Raw genomic sequence first — 17,080 nt, forward strand, 5'->3', positions numbered from 1 at the left:
TCTCACGGTATCGCTACCAGTTCCAGGATTTGATAATCCTCTGCGCCACCGAAAAGATGCTGTTTATATCGGAAGCACTGGGCGGCTGTTTATAGTCGGGATTGATTTTTCGTTGCAGCTCATCATATAAGCCATCAATCTTTTCATCGGTTCTCCTTTTATCGCGCTGACGAAGAACATTGAGCCTTTCCTTATTATCCTCAAGCGCTCTATTTTCTTCGAAGTTAAATGCACGACACCACTCACCCTCAAGTGGATCGATAAAAGGAGGCGGACCAACAGGTTTATTCATAGCTCACCCCACTTCAATAATGCGATGTCAGGAAAACCAGCCACTGATCCAACTGACGACAGAGTTAAAAGTGCTGCTGATCTTCTCCCATACATTCTTAAGCCAATTCAGGATATTTTTGCCAACTTCAATAAAGAAGTTACCAATTTTGTCCAGCACCGCATTAAACAAACCTCCAAACGTATCCATAAATCCGACAACGGCGTCACCACTGGCGGGAAACTTCTTCACTTGCTCGATCGCCTCGTCGTAGATTTTATCGATACGTTTTGCAGCGGCATCCTTATCCCGATTGCGCAACTCATCGAGTTTGTTCTGATATGGGGTCGTATCGGTGGAGCCCGAACTTTCGAATGTCTCGGTCGCCTTGGTCAGCTCCGACTGGGATTGGTTAGACTGTTCATCCCCTACTTCCCGGGCCTTGGGCTCAAGATACTTAACCGCCGGATCGTTGGAGCTTTTGTTTACGTAGAGACTGCGAAGGTGGATCTGCTGCAAGCGTGGCGAGGCCATGAGTACGCCTCGCGCTTCACCGGCGGCGGATTTTTTGGCATGAACCCGCATTTCATTAAGCAGTTCGACATACGCTTCTTTGGACGGAGCAACGGCGGCATCAGCGACCGATTTGACTTTTGACTTGGCAGCTTCAGACATTTTAGAACTCCTTGTAAGTGTGTGTGTTAAATGCACTGGTGTTGTGCCCCGTAGACGAGGGCCGGCCAACCTGACCGGCGCCGCTCATCGCTACTCTAAAGTCCGCTCATTAAACTACCTGCCAGGCTCGATAAACCTAAGGCATAAACAATGACCCGAACGTAATCGTCCTGACGAATACGCGGTACAGCGCCATTACAATCGTCGCTAATGAGAAGAGAAATTCAGGCGGAAAACATCTGTCGAATCGTGAGCGCGAAAACAATCCATTGCACGGCTCCTGCGAAGAGGATTGAAGAGAAAAAATGTTGAACGACCCTGTTCATTTCATCGCGTGAAGGAGATTAAAGTCCCAGAGGTAAAACCTGTCAAACAGACCGATATACCCATAGGAACCTGAATGTATTTAAATTGGATATATGATCAAACATCGATGAAACCTTGTTAGCGTGCCAAGCGCTCAAAGCCCAACCCGCCCCTCAAAGCCGTAGCCTGTACAAAAAACAATCGCTTGCCTTGGCGCCCAGAGTGAGCCTGGCTTGCAGCGTTCCGCGAACAACTTATCCACACCTCAACCCACAGCAAATGTGGGCAACTCGGCTCGCCAAGCAAAAACCCACTATGGAAAGTGAAGAAAATCCGTGACTTATCCAGAAGCATGGAGTTCGTCAGCGATTGGTTGTTTTTTGACCAAGTGCTCGTAAGGCACGAATTACGTGGCTTACAGAGGATGGTAAACACCTTATCCACAGAAGCGCCAACAGACTTTGGGGGCAACTTCAGCGACTCTGTGGAAAACCCCTGAAAACCGGGATTCTCCGGGGTTTTCGAGGGGTTTGTCGCGCCAAAACGGTGATTTGATCGTTTTTTAACCACCCACCTGATAAGCCCGATATACAAGGCCTGTAGCGGACAGCGAACATCTTATCCACAGATGCGCTAACAGAGATTGGGGGCAAGTATTGGCCCGCGTGCAAAGTTATCCTCTAAAAAAAGTGAGAAAAAACCGCGAGTTAGCCTGGTTGTTTTTTGTACGAAGGGTTGCAGGGCTTGATTTGTATGGGGTACAGCGAGGGGTGAACATGTTATCCACAGAAGCGCTAACAGGGATTGTGGGTAACCTTGGGTTTTGTGTATGGTGGACTGGCCCCTGCTAAACCGGACACCAATACCCCGTTAAATTGATGCCGCTGCCAAACGCCTAAACTCCCGCGGTGAACGGTATTTTAGAGCGCTGTGCGGATGCTCCTCGTTGTAATGCTCAAAGGCAACCGTCAGGTTGCGCAAGGCGGTTTCCCGGTCAGGTTTGGGCATGTGCGCGACGTAGTCGCGCTTCATCGTTTTAACGAAGCTCTCGGCCATGCCGTTGCTCTGCGGGCTGCGCACCGGTGTCGTCACCGGCTGTAAACCGATCTGTCGGGCAAACTGGCGTGTCTGTTCAGCGATGTAGGCCGAGCCGTTATCGCTCAGCCATTGCACCGGGGTGGCAGGCGGTTCTTCACCGAAGCGTGTTTCCACCGCTTCCAGCATCAGATCGCGGATATCGTCGCCGCTGTACCCCGTCGGGCTGGCCACCCAGCCGATGGCTTCGCGGTCGCAGCAGTCCAGGGCGAAGGTCACGCTCAGCTTGTCGCCGTCTTCACAGCGAAACTCAAACCCGTCAGAGCACCAGCGGGTATCGCTGGTGGCCACTGCGATGCGGCCTTCATGGCGGCGCGCCACTCCGGGCTGTTTAATTCGACGCTCCAGCAGTAACTGATGATCGCGCATCACGCGATAGACCCGTTTGACGTTGATTGGCGCCTGACTTTGTTGTTCGCGCCGACGACGGAGCAAACCCCACACACGGCGGTAGCCATAGCTGGGCAACTCACTGACTTCAGACTGAATCTCTTTGACCAAAGCGGCATCGTCCATTCTTGGACGACGCCTTGCGGGCCGTGCAGCTGGCTTGAGTCGAACCGTTAATTGCGAGCGCGCTACACCGAGACTTTCACTGATCAGCTTCACAGGTCGTCCCCCGGCAACAAGGGTGAGTGCGCAATCCATTTTCGCGACCGAGCAATCTCCACGGCTTCCTGAAGGATCTCGACTTGCATGGTTTTCTTGCCCAGCATCCGTTGTAACTCACGGATCTGTTTGAGTGCGTCGGCCAATTCAGAAGCCGGCACTACGGTCTCTCCGGCACTGACCGCCGAGAGGCTGCCATTCTGATAAAGCTTGCGCCATTGGAAGAGTTGGTTGGCATTCACGCCATGGCGCCGGGCCACGACCGAAACACTTTGTCCTGGTTGCAGACTCTCGCGAACCATCGCCAGCTTTTGCTCTGGGCTCCAACGGCGACGACGCTCCTGGCCCAGCAGCTCCCCACCCTTATCACTACTATTAGTCATATACATAACCGTTTGCCTATCCCTTATCTTAAGGGGGAAACGGTGTCCTGTCTTTCATGGGGCTCGTCCATATGGCTTGGAAACTCCATCCTCAACCTCACGGATTTTTCATGGCCGGTACATCAGGTAAGCCTCACCCGTGACACTAATCATCGGATGGGGCGTGATCTGGCAGGTGTCGACAATACGGAAGCCGTGTCGCTCGTAAAACCGGCGAGCGCCGGTGTTGGCGGCGTAGTCGATCAGGCTCAAGCCATTGAGCCCCAGCTGGCTGGCTCGGTCGTAAGCGTAGGCGAGGAATTGCTTGCCCAGGCCCCGGTTTCGCCAGCCTTCATGCAGCGCCAAGCTGGAGATGTAGAGGGTGTCGGGGATTTCCATCTTCGCGTAAGGCGCCAGGACCGGATCGGTCGTCGGCTCTGCCAACGGATCGTGACGCATCACGTAGCTGTGCATCATGCCGATGACGTTGCCCTCGGACTCGGCAATGAGGCAGTTCTGCCAGGAGAAATCCACGTCGTCGCGGGCGTAACGAATGGCGCCGACGTCCAGCAAATCCTGACCGGGCTGCGCCAGTTGGCTCCAGATGTAATCGGCAGCCCCCTCCGATGTGATTTGAAACAGACGCGCAATCTCACGCGCATCGGCGCGCACTGCCGAACGAAATTCTACTGCCATTGTTTCCCCATAAATGTCGATGACACGAACACCCTGTGGGAGCGGACCTGATCGCCCCCACAGGGGATAGTGGTGACATTAAGTTAGCGGACCACGCCTTCTTCTATCAGCAACTTGAGAATCGCCTCGGCTCCCGCCTCGGCGCTCAACCCATTAAGCACCTGCCCTCCGCCACCACTGGCCTTGGCCGTCGCGGCTTTCATCCGGTCCGCGCCGCTCTTGGCCTTGATCACCTTCAAGCGTTTGGGCCGTGGCTTGGCCGGTTGCAGGGTGGCGACGGCCAACAAATCATCGTCGATCACTTCGACTTCATCCGCCTGCAGCACCCCACGCCGTGCCGGGCCGTATGCGCTCTGACGAGGTTTGGGCGCCGCGTTATCCACAGTCGCGAGGAACGGCAGCCGTACCTTCAAACGACGACGCTGACCACGGGGCAAGGCTTGTAGCACCAGCGCCGAACTGCCATCAATGGATTCCACCTGAGCCAGCCCGACCACCAGCGGCCAGCCGAGGCTTTCGGCCAACAGGAACGGGAGCATGCCCGAGCCTTCACCGGTTTCCGCCTGACTGCCGGTCAGCACCACCTGTGCCCCGGCGTCGCGCAAATACGCGGTCAATGCTGGCAGCGCATCGGCGCCTTGCGGTTTTTCGAGCACATGCAGTTGTTCCAGGCCCATGCCCAGATACGCGCGCAGTGCAGGCTCGGCGACGTCGCCGGCATGCAGCACTTGCAGGTTATCCCCAGCCAGTTGCAGACCCAGTTCTACCGCCCGCGCATCCTGCTCCGCGCGACGTGGCCGGCCGGAGGTCGAGTGGGCGCCGATGGACACCAGGCTGATGATTTTCGTGCTCATAACCCTTTCCTTTCCTTAAGCCGCATCGCGCTTGGCTTCGTTGCGGTAAGCCTCTACCGCCGCGATCAAGGCTTGAAGAATCTCGGCGCTCTCGCCGATCACCGACAGGTCGGCCCGTTTGATCATGTCGCAGCCAGGGTCGAGGTTGATTGCCACCACCTTGTCGCAGGCACCGATGCCTTGCAGGTGCTGGATCGCCCCGGAAATTCCCACCGCCACGTAAACCCGCGCGGTAACCCAGGTGCCGGACGCGCCGACCTGCCGGTCGCGCGCCATGAAGCCATCGTCCACTGCCACACGGGACGCGCCTTCGGTAGCGCCCAGCGCTTCGGCGGTCCTGTGGAAAAGTCCCCAGTCTTTGACCCCGTTGCCGCCGGAGAAGATGAACTCGGCTTCGGCCATCGGAATGGCTGACGGATCCACCGCCACCGCGCCCAAATCCTCGATGCGCGAGAGACTGCGCGCGACCGCTGTGGATAACTCCACGGGCAAGGCTTCGTGACGGGTTTCGCTGACCGGTTCGGCGCACTCGACGGCGGCCAGAATCAAGCGTGCGACCGGACGCGCAAGGTCTTGCAAACCCGCACCGGCGCGGCCGATGCATTCCTGATCCTTGACCTGCCAGACCCGCGTGGCCGGGCGCTCACCCAGTGCGGCGGCAAAGCGACGGCCAAGTTCACCGCCACCGCTGCGGCTATCGGGAAGCAGCCAGTGACGAGGGCTGAACTGGTTATCCACAGCCCGCAGGCCCTGGACCCGTTGTTCCGGTGCATAACCGTTGAATTCGTCGCCTTCCAGCACCAGCAAGCGATCGACGCCAGCGGTGGCGAAGGCGTTTTCTTTGTGTTCGCCGAAGACCACGGCCAAGACCGCGCCGTCCTTGCCGGCCAGTTGATGAGCCAGACCGAGCAAGTCGCGGTCGTGGCTGCTCAAGCGGCCGCCGACCATGTCCGGGACCACGCTGATGTAAAACGCAGGTGCGGGCACTTGATGCAGTGGCAACTGGACTTCAATCGCGGCCGAACGTTTGCTCGCCCCGCCCTGCTGAGCGCCGCTGCGGTCAATGCGCTTGATGCCGTTGGGGCCGATAAAGCCGATGCCGTGCAGATTCTTGCGGATGACACCGTTGGGACCCATCCAGCTGTGTTGCGCCGGTTGCATGGCTGCGTGCAGCGGGTGCAGGCGGTTACGGGCAATCCATTCGGCGCGGGGGTCGCGGCGGATAATGTCGCTCATCAGTGGGCCTCCGCAGGTTCACGTTGGGCCGGTGCAGCCGGTTTGCTCGGTGCGGCGTCTTCAAGCAACGCGTCGGCCACCAGTTCGGCGATGTCCTTGATCAGCGGTCGCGGTTCGACCACGCCTTCGAGCATTGCCGTGCACTGTGGACAACCCACGGCCACCAGTTCGGCGCCGGTTTCGCGGATGTCGTCCATGCGCATGTCGGGGATCCGTTGCTTGCCCGGAATGTCGGTGATCGGCGCACCGCCACCACCGCCACAGCAGCGCGAGCGGAAACCTGAGCGTTGCATCTCTTTCACTTCAATGCCAAGGGCGCGCAGCACTTCACGCGGCGCCTCGTATTCGCCGTTATAGCGGCCGAGGTAGCACGGATCGTGATACGTCACGCTGCTGCCTTTGTGCTGGCCAAGATTCAGGGCGCCAGCGCCGATGATTTCCGCCATGTAGGTGCTGTGGTGCTGCACGAGGTAGTTGCCGTCGAAAGCGCCGTACTCGTTTTTCAGCACGTGGAAGCTGTGCGGATCGCAGGTGACGATGCGGTTGAAGCTGTACTTGGCCAGGGTCTGGATGTTGCGTTTGGCCAACAACTGGAACGTTGCTTCGTCGCCCAGGCGTCGAGCCACGTCACCGCTGTCACGCTCTTCAAGGCCGAGCACGGCGAAGTCGATCTTGGCCGCTTTCAGCACTTTGACGAAGGCGCGCAAGGTGCGCTGGTTGCGCATGTCGAACGCACCGTCGCCGACCCAGAACAGCACGTCGACGGACTTCTTCTCGCTCATCAGGTTGAGGTTCAAATCCGCCGCCCAGTTCATCCGCCCGCCCGGAGCGAAACCGCCCGGGTTGTCAGTGGCGATCAAGTTTTCCAGGACTTCGGCGCCCTTGTTCGGGGTCGCGCCTTTTTCCAGGGTCAGATGGCGGCGCATGTCGACGATGGCGTCGACGTGCTCGATCATCATCGGGCATTCCTCGACGCAGGCGCGGCAGGTGGTGCAGGACCACAGGGTTTCAGCGTCCACCAGACCGTTGACGATCGGTTGATGCGGGTTGCCACTGTGTTCGCCAATTACTTTGCCTGGATAGGGGCTGCCGGCGAATTTGGCATCAGTGCCACCGGCAAGGCCGACGACCATGTCTTGAATCAGCTTTTTCGGGTTCAGCGGCTGGCCGGCGGCGAACGCCGGGCACGCGGCTTCGCACTTACCGCACTGCACGCAGGCGTCGAAGCCGAGCAGTTGGTTCCAGGTGAAATCCTTGGGTTTTTCAACGCCCAGCGGCGCAGTCGGGTCGTTCAGGTCCAGCGGTTTCAAACCGGTGGAACGGCCGCCACCAAAGCGCTCGGCGCGACGGTGCCAGGCCAGGTGCAAAGCACCGGCGAAGGCGTGCTTCATCGGCCCGCCCCAGGTCATGCCGAAGAACAATTCTGTGACGCCCCACAGCACGCCGACACCGAGGATCACCGCCACCACCCAACCTCCGAAGTTTTCCGGGAGGATGCCGGCGACCGGCAGGGTCAACAGGAAGAAGCTCGCCGAGAACGCCAACAGACTTTTCGGCAGGCGCATCCATGGCCCTTTGGACAAGCGGGCCGGAGGGTTGCGACGACGCAGAAACATGAAAATCGCACCGACGAACATCACCGTCGAGGCAATCAACAGAGCAACACCGAGAATGCGATTGTGCAGGCCGAAACCGTGAACCAGGATCGCCAGCACAATGGACGCCACCGCACCGCCAGCCGTGGCCACGTGGGTGTTGGCGATGTATTTGTCCCGCGCGACGACGTGGTGCAAATCGACCATGTAACGCTTGGGCATGGCGAACAGGCCGCCGATCAGGTCGACCTTGGAGGCACGGCCCCGGCGCCACATAGCCACCCGCCGCAACGCGCCGAGGACCGCAAGGCCCAGGGCAGCGAACAACAGGATTGGAAGAAGGGTGTTCAACATGGTGGAGCTCCCAAAGACCTCGGGGTCATGTGCGCGCCGGTAAGAGCGACGTACCTACTTGTGGCGAGGGAGCTTGCTCCCGCTGGAGTGCGAAGCGCTCCCAAAACAGCCGTCGGTGTATATCTGATACACCTCGACTGCCGGTTTTGGGGCCGCTTCGCAGCCCAGCGGGAGCAAGCTCCCTCGCCACAGGTGATGGTGGTTATCCGTTAGAAATCCTTGCACAACCGCAACGCGTCGTAGATCGCCGCGTGGGTGTTGCGCTGCGCCACGCAGTCGCCGATGCGGAACAGCAAGTAGCCGTCGCCCGCCTGGCTCAGCGAAGGTTGTGGCTTGATCGCGAACAAGGCTTCGATGTCCATCTGGCCCTTGTTGCGCGACGCTTCCTTCAGCGCGTAATAGATTTCTTCGTCCGGACGCACGCCGTTTTCGACGACGACCTGGTCCACCACCCGCTCCTCTTTGGCGCCGGTGTATTCGTTTTCCAGCACCGCCACCAACTTGTCGCCTTCGCGGTAGACCTTCTCCAGCATCATGTCGCCGGTCATGATCACTTCTTTCGGGTACATGCTGCGGTAGTACGTCGGGAACGACGTGCCGCCAATCGCTACGCCCGGCTTGATGTCGTCAGTGACGATCTCAACCTGGCTGCCCTTGTCGGCGAGGAAGTCCGCGGTGGACATCCCGGTGAACTCGCAAATGGTGTCGTAGACCAGCACATTCTTGCCCGGCGCGACCTTGCCATCGAGGATGTCCCAGCTGCTGACCACCAGGCCTTCAGCCGCGCCCCAGTGCTCGTTCTGCTCCAGGAACGGATGGCCGCCGACGGCGAGTACCACCACGTCCGGACGCAGGTCGAGAATGGTTGCCGCATCCGCCGCCACGCCCAGGCGCAGGTCGACTTTCAAACGCGCCAGCTCAAGTTGGAACCAGCGGGTGATGCCGGCGATCTGGTCCCGTTGCGGGGCTTTCGATGCGGTCGTGATCTGCCCGCCGATGAATTCTTTCTTCTCGAACAGGGTCACGTCGTGGCCACGTTCGGCCGACACGCGAGCGGCTTCCATCCCGGCAGGACCGGCACCGACCACCACCACTTTGCGCTTCACACCGGTTGATTTCTCGATGATGTGCGGCACGCCCATGTATTCACGGGAGGTCGCGGCGTTCTGGATGCACAAGACGTCCAGGCCCTGGTACTGACGGTCGATGCAGTAGTTGGCGCCGACGCATTGTTTGATCTGGTCAACCTGACCCATTTTGATCTTGGCGATCAGGTGCGGGTCGGCGATGTGGGCGCGGGTCATGCCGACCATGTCCACGTAGCCGCCTTCCAGAATCCGGGTCGCCTGGTTCGGGTCCTTGATGTTCTGCGCGTGCAAAACAGGGGCCTTGACCACTTCCTTGATACCGGCCGCCAAATGCAGGAATGGCTCCGGTGGATAACTCATGTTCGGGATAACGTTGGCCAGGGTGTTGTGGGTGTCGCAACCCGAGCCCACGACACCGATGAAGTCGATCATGCCGGTGTCGTCGTAGTACTTGGCGATCTGCTTCATGTCCTCGTGGGACAAGCCGTCCGGGTGGAATTCATCACCGCACAGACGGATGCCGACGCAGAAATCCGGGCCGACTTCAGCCCGCACAGCCTTGATCACTTCCAGGCCGAAACGCATGCGGTTCTCGAAGCTGCCGCCCCATTCGTCGGTACGTTTGTTGACGCGCGGGCTCCAGAACTGGTCGATCATGTGCTGGTGCACGGCGGACAGCTCGACGCCATCCAGGCCACCGGCCTTGGCCCGTGCGGCAGCGCTGGCGTAGTTGCCGATCACCCGCCAGATTTCTTCCGGCTCGATGGTTTTGCAGGTCGCACGGTGTACCGGTTCACGGATGCCCGAGGGCGACAGCAGGGTTGGCCAATGCTCGCCGTCCCAACGCGAGCGTCGGCCCATGTGGGTAATCTGGATCATGATCTTGGCGCCATGCTTGTGCATGGCATCGGCCAGGTTCTGGAAGTGCGGAATGATCCGGTCGTCGGCCAGGTTGACCGACTTCCACCAGCCTTGCGGGCTGTCGATGGCCACACTGGAGGAACCGCCGCAAATCGCCAGGCCGATCCCACCCTTGGCTTTCTCTTCGTAATACTTGACGTACCGGTCGGTGGTCATGCCGCCGTCGGTGGCATAGACCTCGGCGTGCGCGGTGCTGAGCACGCGGTTGCGGATGGTCAGTTTGCCGATCTGGATCGGCTGGAACATTGCTTCGAAAGCCATGGCGGGTTCCTCGACTTACAACGGCTTGACGGTGAACAGGCCGTCGTCGTGGCCTTCTTCGGAGCCACCGTAAACCTGTTCGGCAACGGTGCGGATCTTGCTGCCGCGGGCTTGCAGAATCTGATCCATGGCACCGGCAAACCAACCGGTGAACATGTAGTCGACCTTGCGCCCGACCTTGCCGTACACGTAGACGAACGCCGAGTGTTCAAGCTTGACGCTGGCAGTGCCTTTGTCGAGGTCGATGTCCTGGATCTTGAACAGGCCCCAGCCGCGCTGCGACAGACGCTTCATGTAGTGCTCGAACACCGCAACGCCTTCCAGGCCGTGGCATTCAGCTTCTTTCTCACACCAGTGCCAGGCGGATTTGTAGCCGGCCTTGTAGAGGATTTCGGCGTAGGCGTCGGCGCCCAGCACTTCCTCGATGCCCATGTGGTTGTTGACGAAGAAATGACGCGGCACGTACAGCATTGGCAGGGCGTCGGAGGTCCAGACACCGGTTTCGCTGTCGACTTCGATTGGCAATTGCGGGGCGATCTTGGCCATGGAAACTTAACTCCAGAAAAATTCGTTGTGTGTTTTGCGTAGCAGCTGCCGAGGTACGAGGCTGCGTTGCGGGTCCGTAGGACCGCCCTCGGGGGCCGCTTCGCAGCCCGACGCAGCCTCGTACCTCGGCAGCTGCTACAAGGGATCGTTGTTCAAAGTGGGCTTACTCGCCCCAGACGTCCTTCAAGACGTTGACCCAGTTCTCGCCCATGATCTTGCGGACCACGCGCTCGGAATGGCCGCGCTTGAGCAGGGTTTCGGTCAGGTTCGGGAACTCGCCGACGGTGCGGATGCCCAGCGGGTTGATGATCTTGCCGAAGCTGGTCAGGCGGCGGGCGTAGCCCTTGTCATGGGTCAGGTATTCGAAGAAGTCCTGGCCATGGCCCTGGGTGAAGTCAGTGCCGATACCGATGGCGTCTTCGCCGACGATGTTCATGGTGTATTCGATGGCTTCGGCGTAATCGTCGATGGTCGAATCGATGCCTTTGGCCAGGAACGGCGCGAACATGGTCACGCCGACGAAACCGCCGTGATCGGCGATGAACTTCAGTTCTTCATCGGATTTGTTGCGCGGGTGAATTTTCAGACCCGACGGCAGGCAATGGGAGTAGCAGACCGGCTTCTTGGATTCGAGGATGACTTCTTCGGAAGTCTTCGAGCCGACGTGGGACAGGTCGCACATGACGCCGACGCGGTTCATCTCGGCGACGATTTCACGACCGAAACCCGACAGGCCGCCATCGCGCTCGTAGCAACCGGTACCCACCAGGTTCTGGGTGTTGTAGCACATCTGCACGATACCTACGCCGAGCTGCTTGAACACCTCGACATAGCCGATCTGGTCTTCAAAGGCGTGAGCATTCTGGAAGCCGAAGAGGATGCCGGTCTTGCCCTGCTCTTTAGCCTTGCGGATATCGGCGGTGGTGCGTACCGGAATCACCAGGTCGCTGTTTTCGCGGATCAGCTTTTGGCTGGCGGCGATGTTGTTGACGGTAGCCTGGAAGCCCTCCCACACCGACACGGTGCAGTTGGCCGCGGTCAGACCGCCCTTGCGCATGTCTTCAAACAGCTCGCGGTTCCACTTGGCAATAATCAGCCCGTCGATAACGATGCTGTCGGCGTGCAATTCGGCTGGGCTCATCAGGCTGTCCCCTATTAGCGATTCGTGCGCCGAATCGTGTGCCGGCGCTTTGGGGCCAGCATATGCCTGAGGGACGGGGTAGCCGGGTGCAAAAACGACAGGGGGTTTGCCGAAAGCGTCAATCCGCGACAAAGGGTCGTTGATCGACGTAATCGCCCTCCTGTTCAAGGGCCGCTGCTTGGGCCAGAATTCGCTGCATTACTGAATAGGCACTGAAAAAAAGGGGCTGCGTCGCAATGAGAACGATCTTCCTGGCTTTGGCACTGATAGCGACCGGCGTACACGCGGCTGAAGAGTCCGACGACAACCCCTGCGACAAAGTCGAAAACGAGGTTCAGACCCTGGAATGCTCGGCCTACAGCAGAAGCACCGCCGAAGACTTGCTCAAAGACAACTACCAAAGCCTGACCGAGCGCATGCAAACGGCCTATGGCAAGAATGCGGCGCAACTGACCGACATCACCGCCAAACTCAAGGCTGCGCAGCAGCAATGGCTGAAGACCCGGGATGCGGACTGCGCGGTGGAAGCGTTTCCGGCGACCAGTGGTAGCAAGGCGTTCACCATTGCGCAAAATGATTGCGTGGCGCGCATGAGTGATGAGCGGTCGGAGTTTTTGGAGTCGATTGGGCAGGAGTGATCCTGAATTTCCGTCGGAAGCTGGCACCGTCGCCGGCTTTCGATTCTCAAGAGATGCTGTTTCCTACAAACCTTGCTGACTAAACCTACAGCACTCCCTACACCTCGCAGCAGACCCTATTGCCTGGGTAACATCCCGACATGCTTCGTTAATTGGCCGAGAGAGAAATATAAGTAACGATTGGAAAATCTTATAAAAGACTTATATTCTCCCATGAACAGCATTCACTGGACTCGAAAGGCCGTTAAGCAGCTTCTGAAATTGCATTCCGTTCACCAGATCCAGGTTCGTGATGCCGTCACGGTGCTGACTGACATGCCTGATATAGGCAATGTCAAAGCACTGGTCGGTCATGACTACGCCTATCGACTTCGAGTGGGTAACTATCGAGTCATGTTCGACTGGGATGGCGCAATCAAAGTGGTCAGTATTCAAGAGGTCAAAAAACGCGATGAACGCACCTACTGACGTTCAAATCATCAATGACGCAGAGGGGAATCCTGCGTTTGTGGTCATTCCCTACGCGCAATATCTGGCGCAGAAGATTGAGCCCGATCTGATTCCCCATGAAGTGGTCAGCCGCATCGTCGATGGCGCGACGCCGATTCGCGCCTGGCGCGAACATCTGAACCTTACACAGGATGAAGTGGCCAAACGCATGGGCATTTCTCAACCTGCTTTTGCCCAGCAAGAGACTGTAGCGAAGCCTCGCAAGGCCACCCGCGAGAAAATTGCCGCGGCGTTTGGCATCACGGCTAATCAACTTGAGCTGTAGGCTGCACACAACCATTTGTGAAAGGGATCGAAATGAAAATCTGCGGCATCGAAATCAAAGGCAGCGAAGCGATCATTGCCGTCGCGTCCCTGGACGGTCAGACGCTGAGTCACGTAGCCCTGCCCACCAAGAAAATCGCCCTCGACGATGACGACGAAGCCGCGAACGTCAAAGTCTTTGCCGCTCAGGTGGCGTCGTTTGTACGCGAGAATTCCATCGACCGGATCGCGATCAAGAAGCGCAGCAAAAAAGGCGAGTTTGCCGGTGGGCCGACCACCTTCAAGATCGAGGGCGTTTTTCAGTTGCTGGAGAGTTGCGAGGTGACGTTGCTGTCGCCGCAGACGATCAATGCGCAGAACAAGAAGTTTGACTTTGCGCTGCCGGAGACGCTGAACAAGTATCAGCATGAGGCTTACAAGGCGGCCTGTTCCGCCCTGATGAAGAAATAACACCCAAGAAGATTCCCCTGTGGGAGTGAGCCTGCTCGCGATAGCGGTCCGTCATCCAAGTTGATGTTGATGATCCACCGCTATCGCGAGCAGGCTCGCTCCTACAGGGGATCTTCTGTGTTCAGACGAGCTCCCGCCCGTCTCCCAATCGTCGGCGATCTTCCCGCGGACACCGTTCAAACCGCGCCCGATAACTGCGGGTGAAATACGACGGCGATTCAAACCCGCACGCAATACTCACTTCCAGCACACTCATGTCCGTCTGCCGAAGCAGCTGCCGCGCCTTCTCCAACCGTAATCTCAGGTAGAAATTGCTCGGCGTATCGTTCAGGTGCAACCGAAACAATCGCTCCAGTTGCCGCCGTGTCACCTTGATCGACTCCGCCAACTCCAGCGTGCTCAGCGGCGGTTCGCTGTGCTGCTCCATCTCGCCGATCACGTGCACCAGTTTTTTGTTGCTGATGCCATAACGCGTGGCGACTTCCATACGCTGGTGGTCTTTGCGCGGGCGGATGCGGCCGAGCACGAATTGTTCGCTGACCTGGATCGCCAGCTCCGGGCCGTGGGCCTGGGCGATAAGGTCGAGCATCAGGTCGATGGAGGCGGTGCCGCCGGCGGAGGTGATACGCCGGCGGTCGATCTCGAACAGCTCCTGGGTGACGCTGAGCTGTGGATAAGATTCCTTGAACGCGTCGATGGCTTCCCAGTGCAGGGTCAGGCGATGGCCGTCGAGCAGGCCGGCTTCGGCGAGGACGAAGCTGCCGGTGTCGATGGCGCCGAGGGTCACTCCTTCGTTGTCCAGGCGGCGCAGCCAGTGTTCCAGCGCGGGCGTGGCGAACTTCAGCGGTTCAAAGCCGGCGACCACCAACAAGGTTGCGCCTTTCTTCAACGGCTCCAGCGCCGCGTCGGCGTTGACCGACATGCCGTTGCTGGCCAACACCGCGCCGCCATCGGCACTCAGCACATGCCAGCGGTAGAGCTCGCCACGAAAGCGATTGGCGACCCGCAGCGGCTCGATGGCCGAGATAAAACCGATGGCCGAGAAACCCGGCATCAACATGAAGTAGAAATCCTGGGACATGGAGCGCACTCGACTGGCAGGTAACGAGAGGGCGGGAAGCGTGTGGACGTTGATACGCCACTTGCAACAGGCATTCAAGAGGTCACGTCGCTGCAGTGCAAGAGCTGGTCGCCGCAGTGCGTTTTGACGGGGCCCAAGCTGCGTAACTTGGCATCACCGGCGCACAAAGATGCCGGAACCCACAATAACGTCTGCCGAGGAACCCCGACATGAAACGACTGATCAGCAGCTGTGTTCTTGCACTCAGCGGTACCGCCTTCTTGAGCGCCAGCGTCATGGCGGCCGAACCTGCTTCATGCCAGAACGTGCGCATGGGCGTCGTGAACTGGACCGACGTGATCGCCACCAGTGCCATGACCCAGGTCCTGCTCGATGGCCTCGGCTACAACACCAAACAAACCAGCGCGTCCCAGCAAATCATCTTCGCCGGGATCCGCGACCAGCGCCTGGACCTGTTCCTGGGCTACTGGAACCCGCTGATGACCCAGACCATCACGCCTTTCGTCGACGCCAACCAAGTCAAGGTGCTTGAAGCGCCAAGCCTCAAGGACGCCCGTGCCACCCTCGCCGTTCCGACCTACCTCGCCGACAAGGGCCTGAAAACTTTCGCCGACATCGCCAAGTTCGAAAAAGAACTGGGCGGCAAGATCTACGGCATCGAGCCAGGCTCGGGCGCCAACACCCAGATCAAGGCCATGATCGCCAAGAACCAGTTTGGCCTCGGCAAGTTCCAACTGGTCGAGTCCAGTGAGGCCGGCATGCTCGCGGCGGTGGATCGCGCCGTGCGCCGCAAAGAGGCCGTGGTGTTCTTCGGCTGGGCGCCGCACCCGATGAACGTCAACGTGCAGATGACTTACCTCACCGGCAGCGAAGACGCCCTGGGCCCGAACGAAGGCATGGCCACGGTCTGGACCGTCACCGCGCCGAAATACGCCGAGCAATGCCCGAACATTGGCAAATTGCTGAGCAACCTGACCTACACCGCCGAAGACGAGAGCCGGATGATGCAGCCGCTGCTGGACCACAAGGACGCCTTCGAGTCAGCCAAGCAATGGCTGAAAGATCACCCGCAAGACAAGCAACGCTGGCTCGAAGGCGTGACCACCTTCGATGGCAAACCGGCCGCTGACAATTTGAAACTGACCAGTAAATAAACCCCGATTGAACTACCGACTCGCAGCCCGACCGGGCTGCGAACGGAATCATCACGCCTGCAAGGAACCCGCCTCATGAACCACGACGTCATCATCACCTGCGCACTCACCGGTGCTGGCGACACGACCAGCAAAAGCCCACACGTGCCGGTCACCCCGAAACAAATCGCCGCTGCCGCCGTGGAAGCCGCCAAGGCCGGTGCCACGGTCGTTCACTGCCACGTTCGCAACCCCGAAACCGGCAAATTCAGCCGTGACGTGGCGCTGTACCGCGAAGTGATGGAGCGCATCCGCGAGGCCGACGTCGACATCATCGTCAACCTCACCGCCGGCATGGGCGGCGACCTGGAAATCGGCGCGGGCGAGAACCCGATGGAGTTCGGCCCGAACACCGACCTGGTCGGCCCGCTGACCCGACTGGCCCACGTTGAAGCGCTGCTGCCGGAAATCTGCACCCTCGACTGCGGCACCCTGAACTTCGGCGACGGCGACACCATTTACGTGTCCACCCCGGCGCAACTGCGCGCAGGCGCCAAACGCATTCAAGAGCTGGGCGTGAAGGCCGAGCTGGAAATATTCGACACCGGTCACCTGTGGTTCGCCAAACAGTTGATCACGGAAGGCCTGCTCGACGACCCACTGTTCCAGCTGTGCCTGGGCATTCCGTGGGGCGCGCCGGCCGACACCACCACCATGAAAGCCATGGTCGACAACCTGCCAGCGAACGCGGTGTGGGCCGGCTTCGGCATCGGTCGCATGCAAATGCCGATGGCGGCACAAGCGGTGCTGCTCGGCGGCAACGTGCGGGTCGGTCTGGAAGACAACATCTGGCTGGACAAGGGTGTGCTGGCGACCAACGGCCAACTGGTCGAGCGCGCCTCGGAAATTCTCAGCCGTCTTGGCGCCCGTGTTCTGACGCCGGCGGAAGGCCGGGCAAAAATGGGCCTGACCAAGCGCGGCTGACCCTACTCAC

At 59.2% G+C, this 17,080-nt stretch carries 17 protein-coding genes; 6 read left to right on the forward strand and 11 right to left on the reverse strand.

All coding sequences use genetic code 11. The features are described 5' to 3' along the window. Positions 1-13: 13 nt before the first annotated feature. The 10 genes from ACA068_RS27140 to ACA068_RS27185 all read right to left on the reverse strand — a co-directional run bounded on the left by ACA068_RS27140 (position 14) and on the right by ACA068_RS27185 (position 12,010). Positions 14-292, reverse strand: coding sequence for a hypothetical protein (locus ACA068_RS27140; RefSeq protein ID WP_403102054.1), 279 nt, complete (start codon positions 290-292; stop codon positions 14-16). Positions 293-319: 27 nt separating this feature from the next. After that, on the reverse strand, positions 320-946 hold the full coding sequence (locus ACA068_RS27145; RefSeq protein ID WP_497306011.1) for a hypothetical protein: 627 nt from the start codon (positions 944-946) through the stop codon (positions 320-322). 1,176 nt (positions 947-2,122) lie between these two features. Continuing rightward, positions 2,123-3,339, reverse strand: a protein-coding gene (locus ACA068_RS27150; RefSeq protein ID WP_497304932.1) for an IS3 family transposase whose coding sequence is annotated in 2 segments (ribosomal slippage) — positions 2,123-2,994 and positions 2,994-3,339 — 1,218 coding nt in all. Because the reading frame shifts where the segments join, the coding sequence is not laid out codon by codon here. A 108-nt stretch (positions 3,340-3,447) separates the two neighbouring features. Then, entirely contained in the window at positions 3,448-4,014 is a 567-nt protein-coding gene (locus ACA068_RS27155) for a GNAT family N-acetyltransferase (protein WP_497306013.1), read from the reverse strand. Between the two features lie 83 nt (positions 4,015-4,097). After that, positions 4,098-4,868: an electron transfer flavoprotein subunit beta gene (gene etfB, locus ACA068_RS27160; protein ID WP_497306015.1), complete on the reverse strand. Its 771-nt coding sequence runs from the start codon at positions 4,866-4,868 to the stop codon at positions 4,098-4,100. A gap of 15 nt (positions 4,869-4,883) precedes the next feature. Beyond that, a complete protein-coding gene (etfA, locus tag ACA068_RS27165; RefSeq protein ID WP_497306017.1) occupies positions 4,884-6,104 on the reverse strand; it encodes an electron transfer flavoprotein subunit alpha in 1,221 nt (406 codons plus the stop codon). Next, positions 6,104-8,053, reverse strand: a complete 1,950-nt coding sequence (gene dgcB, locus ACA068_RS27170) for a dimethylglycine demethylation protein DgcB (protein WP_497306019.1) — start codon at positions 8,051-8,053, stop codon at positions 6,104-6,106. The genes etfA and dgcB overlap by 1 nt, the downstream gene beginning before the upstream one ends. Positions 8,054-8,262: 209 nt before the next feature. Then, positions 8,263-10,323, reverse strand: coding sequence for a dimethylglycine demethylation protein DgcA (dgcA, locus tag ACA068_RS27175; protein ID WP_046045305.1), 2,061 nt, complete (start codon positions 10,321-10,323; stop codon positions 8,263-8,265). Positions 10,324-10,338: 15 nt separating this feature from the next. Continuing rightward, positions 10,339-10,869, reverse strand: a complete 531-nt coding sequence (locus ACA068_RS27180; RefSeq protein ID WP_008033249.1) for a DUF5943 domain-containing protein — start codon at positions 10,867-10,869, stop codon at positions 10,339-10,341. Positions 10,870-11,032: 163 nt separating this feature from the next. After that, positions 11,033-12,010, reverse strand: coding sequence for a dipeptidase (locus tag ACA068_RS27185; RefSeq protein ID WP_008033250.1), 978 nt, complete (start codon positions 12,008-12,010; stop codon positions 11,033-11,035). Positions 12,011-12,246: 236 nt separating this feature from the next. Between ACA068_RS27185 and ACA068_RS27190 the strand changes: the two genes are divergently transcribed. The 4 genes from ACA068_RS27190 to ACA068_RS27205 all read left to right on the forward strand — a co-directional run bounded on the left by ACA068_RS27190 (position 12,247) and on the right by ACA068_RS27205 (position 13,872). Continuing rightward, on the forward strand, positions 12,247-12,648 hold the full coding sequence (locus ACA068_RS27190) for a lysozyme inhibitor LprI family protein (protein WP_497306020.1): 402 nt from the start codon (positions 12,247-12,249) through the stop codon (positions 12,646-12,648). Between the two features lie 213 nt (positions 12,649-12,861). Continuing rightward, positions 12,862-13,116 (forward strand): type II toxin-antitoxin system RelE family toxin, encoded by a 255-nt coding sequence (locus ACA068_RS27195; RefSeq protein ID WP_027926652.1) that lies wholly within the window; start codon positions 12,862-12,864, stop codon positions 13,114-13,116. Beyond that, positions 13,100-13,423 carry a helix-turn-helix domain-containing protein gene (locus ACA068_RS27200; RefSeq protein WP_497306022.1) on the forward strand — a complete coding sequence of 108 codons (324 nt, stop codon included), beginning with the start codon at positions 13,100-13,102 and terminating at the stop codon, positions 13,421-13,423. The genes ACA068_RS27195 and ACA068_RS27200 overlap by 17 nt, the downstream gene beginning before the upstream one ends. 32 nt (positions 13,424-13,455) lie before the next feature. Continuing rightward, a complete protein-coding gene (locus ACA068_RS27205) occupies positions 13,456-13,872 on the forward strand; it encodes a DUF3010 family protein (protein WP_497306024.1) in 417 nt (138 codons plus the stop codon). A gap of 121 nt (positions 13,873-13,993) precedes the next feature. Here ACA068_RS27205 and ACA068_RS27210 read toward each other — a convergent pair whose 3' ends face one another. Beyond that, entirely contained in the window at positions 13,994-14,953 is a 960-nt protein-coding gene (locus ACA068_RS27210) for a GlxA family transcriptional regulator (RefSeq protein ID WP_219097012.1), read from the reverse strand. A gap of 209 nt (positions 14,954-15,162) precedes the next feature. Here ACA068_RS27210 and choX point away from each other — a divergent pair, with 209 nt between their 5' ends. Both choX and cdhC read left to right on the forward strand, forming a co-directional pair. Beyond that, positions 15,163-16,107 carry a choline ABC transporter substrate-binding protein gene (gene choX, locus ACA068_RS27215; protein ID WP_219097014.1) on the forward strand — a complete coding sequence of 315 codons (945 nt, stop codon included), beginning with the start codon at positions 15,163-15,165 and terminating at the stop codon, positions 16,105-16,107. 75 nt (positions 16,108-16,182) lie between these two features. Continuing rightward, positions 16,183-17,070 carry a 3-dehydrocarnitine:acetyl-CoA trimethylamine transferase CdhC gene (gene cdhC / locus ACA068_RS27220; RefSeq protein ID WP_497306026.1) on the forward strand — a complete coding sequence of 296 codons (888 nt, stop codon included), beginning with the start codon at positions 16,183-16,185 and terminating at the stop codon, positions 17,068-17,070. Positions 17,071-17,080: the final 10 nt, after the last annotated feature.

Source organism: Pseudomonas sp. LBUM1660, assembly GCF_059695935.1.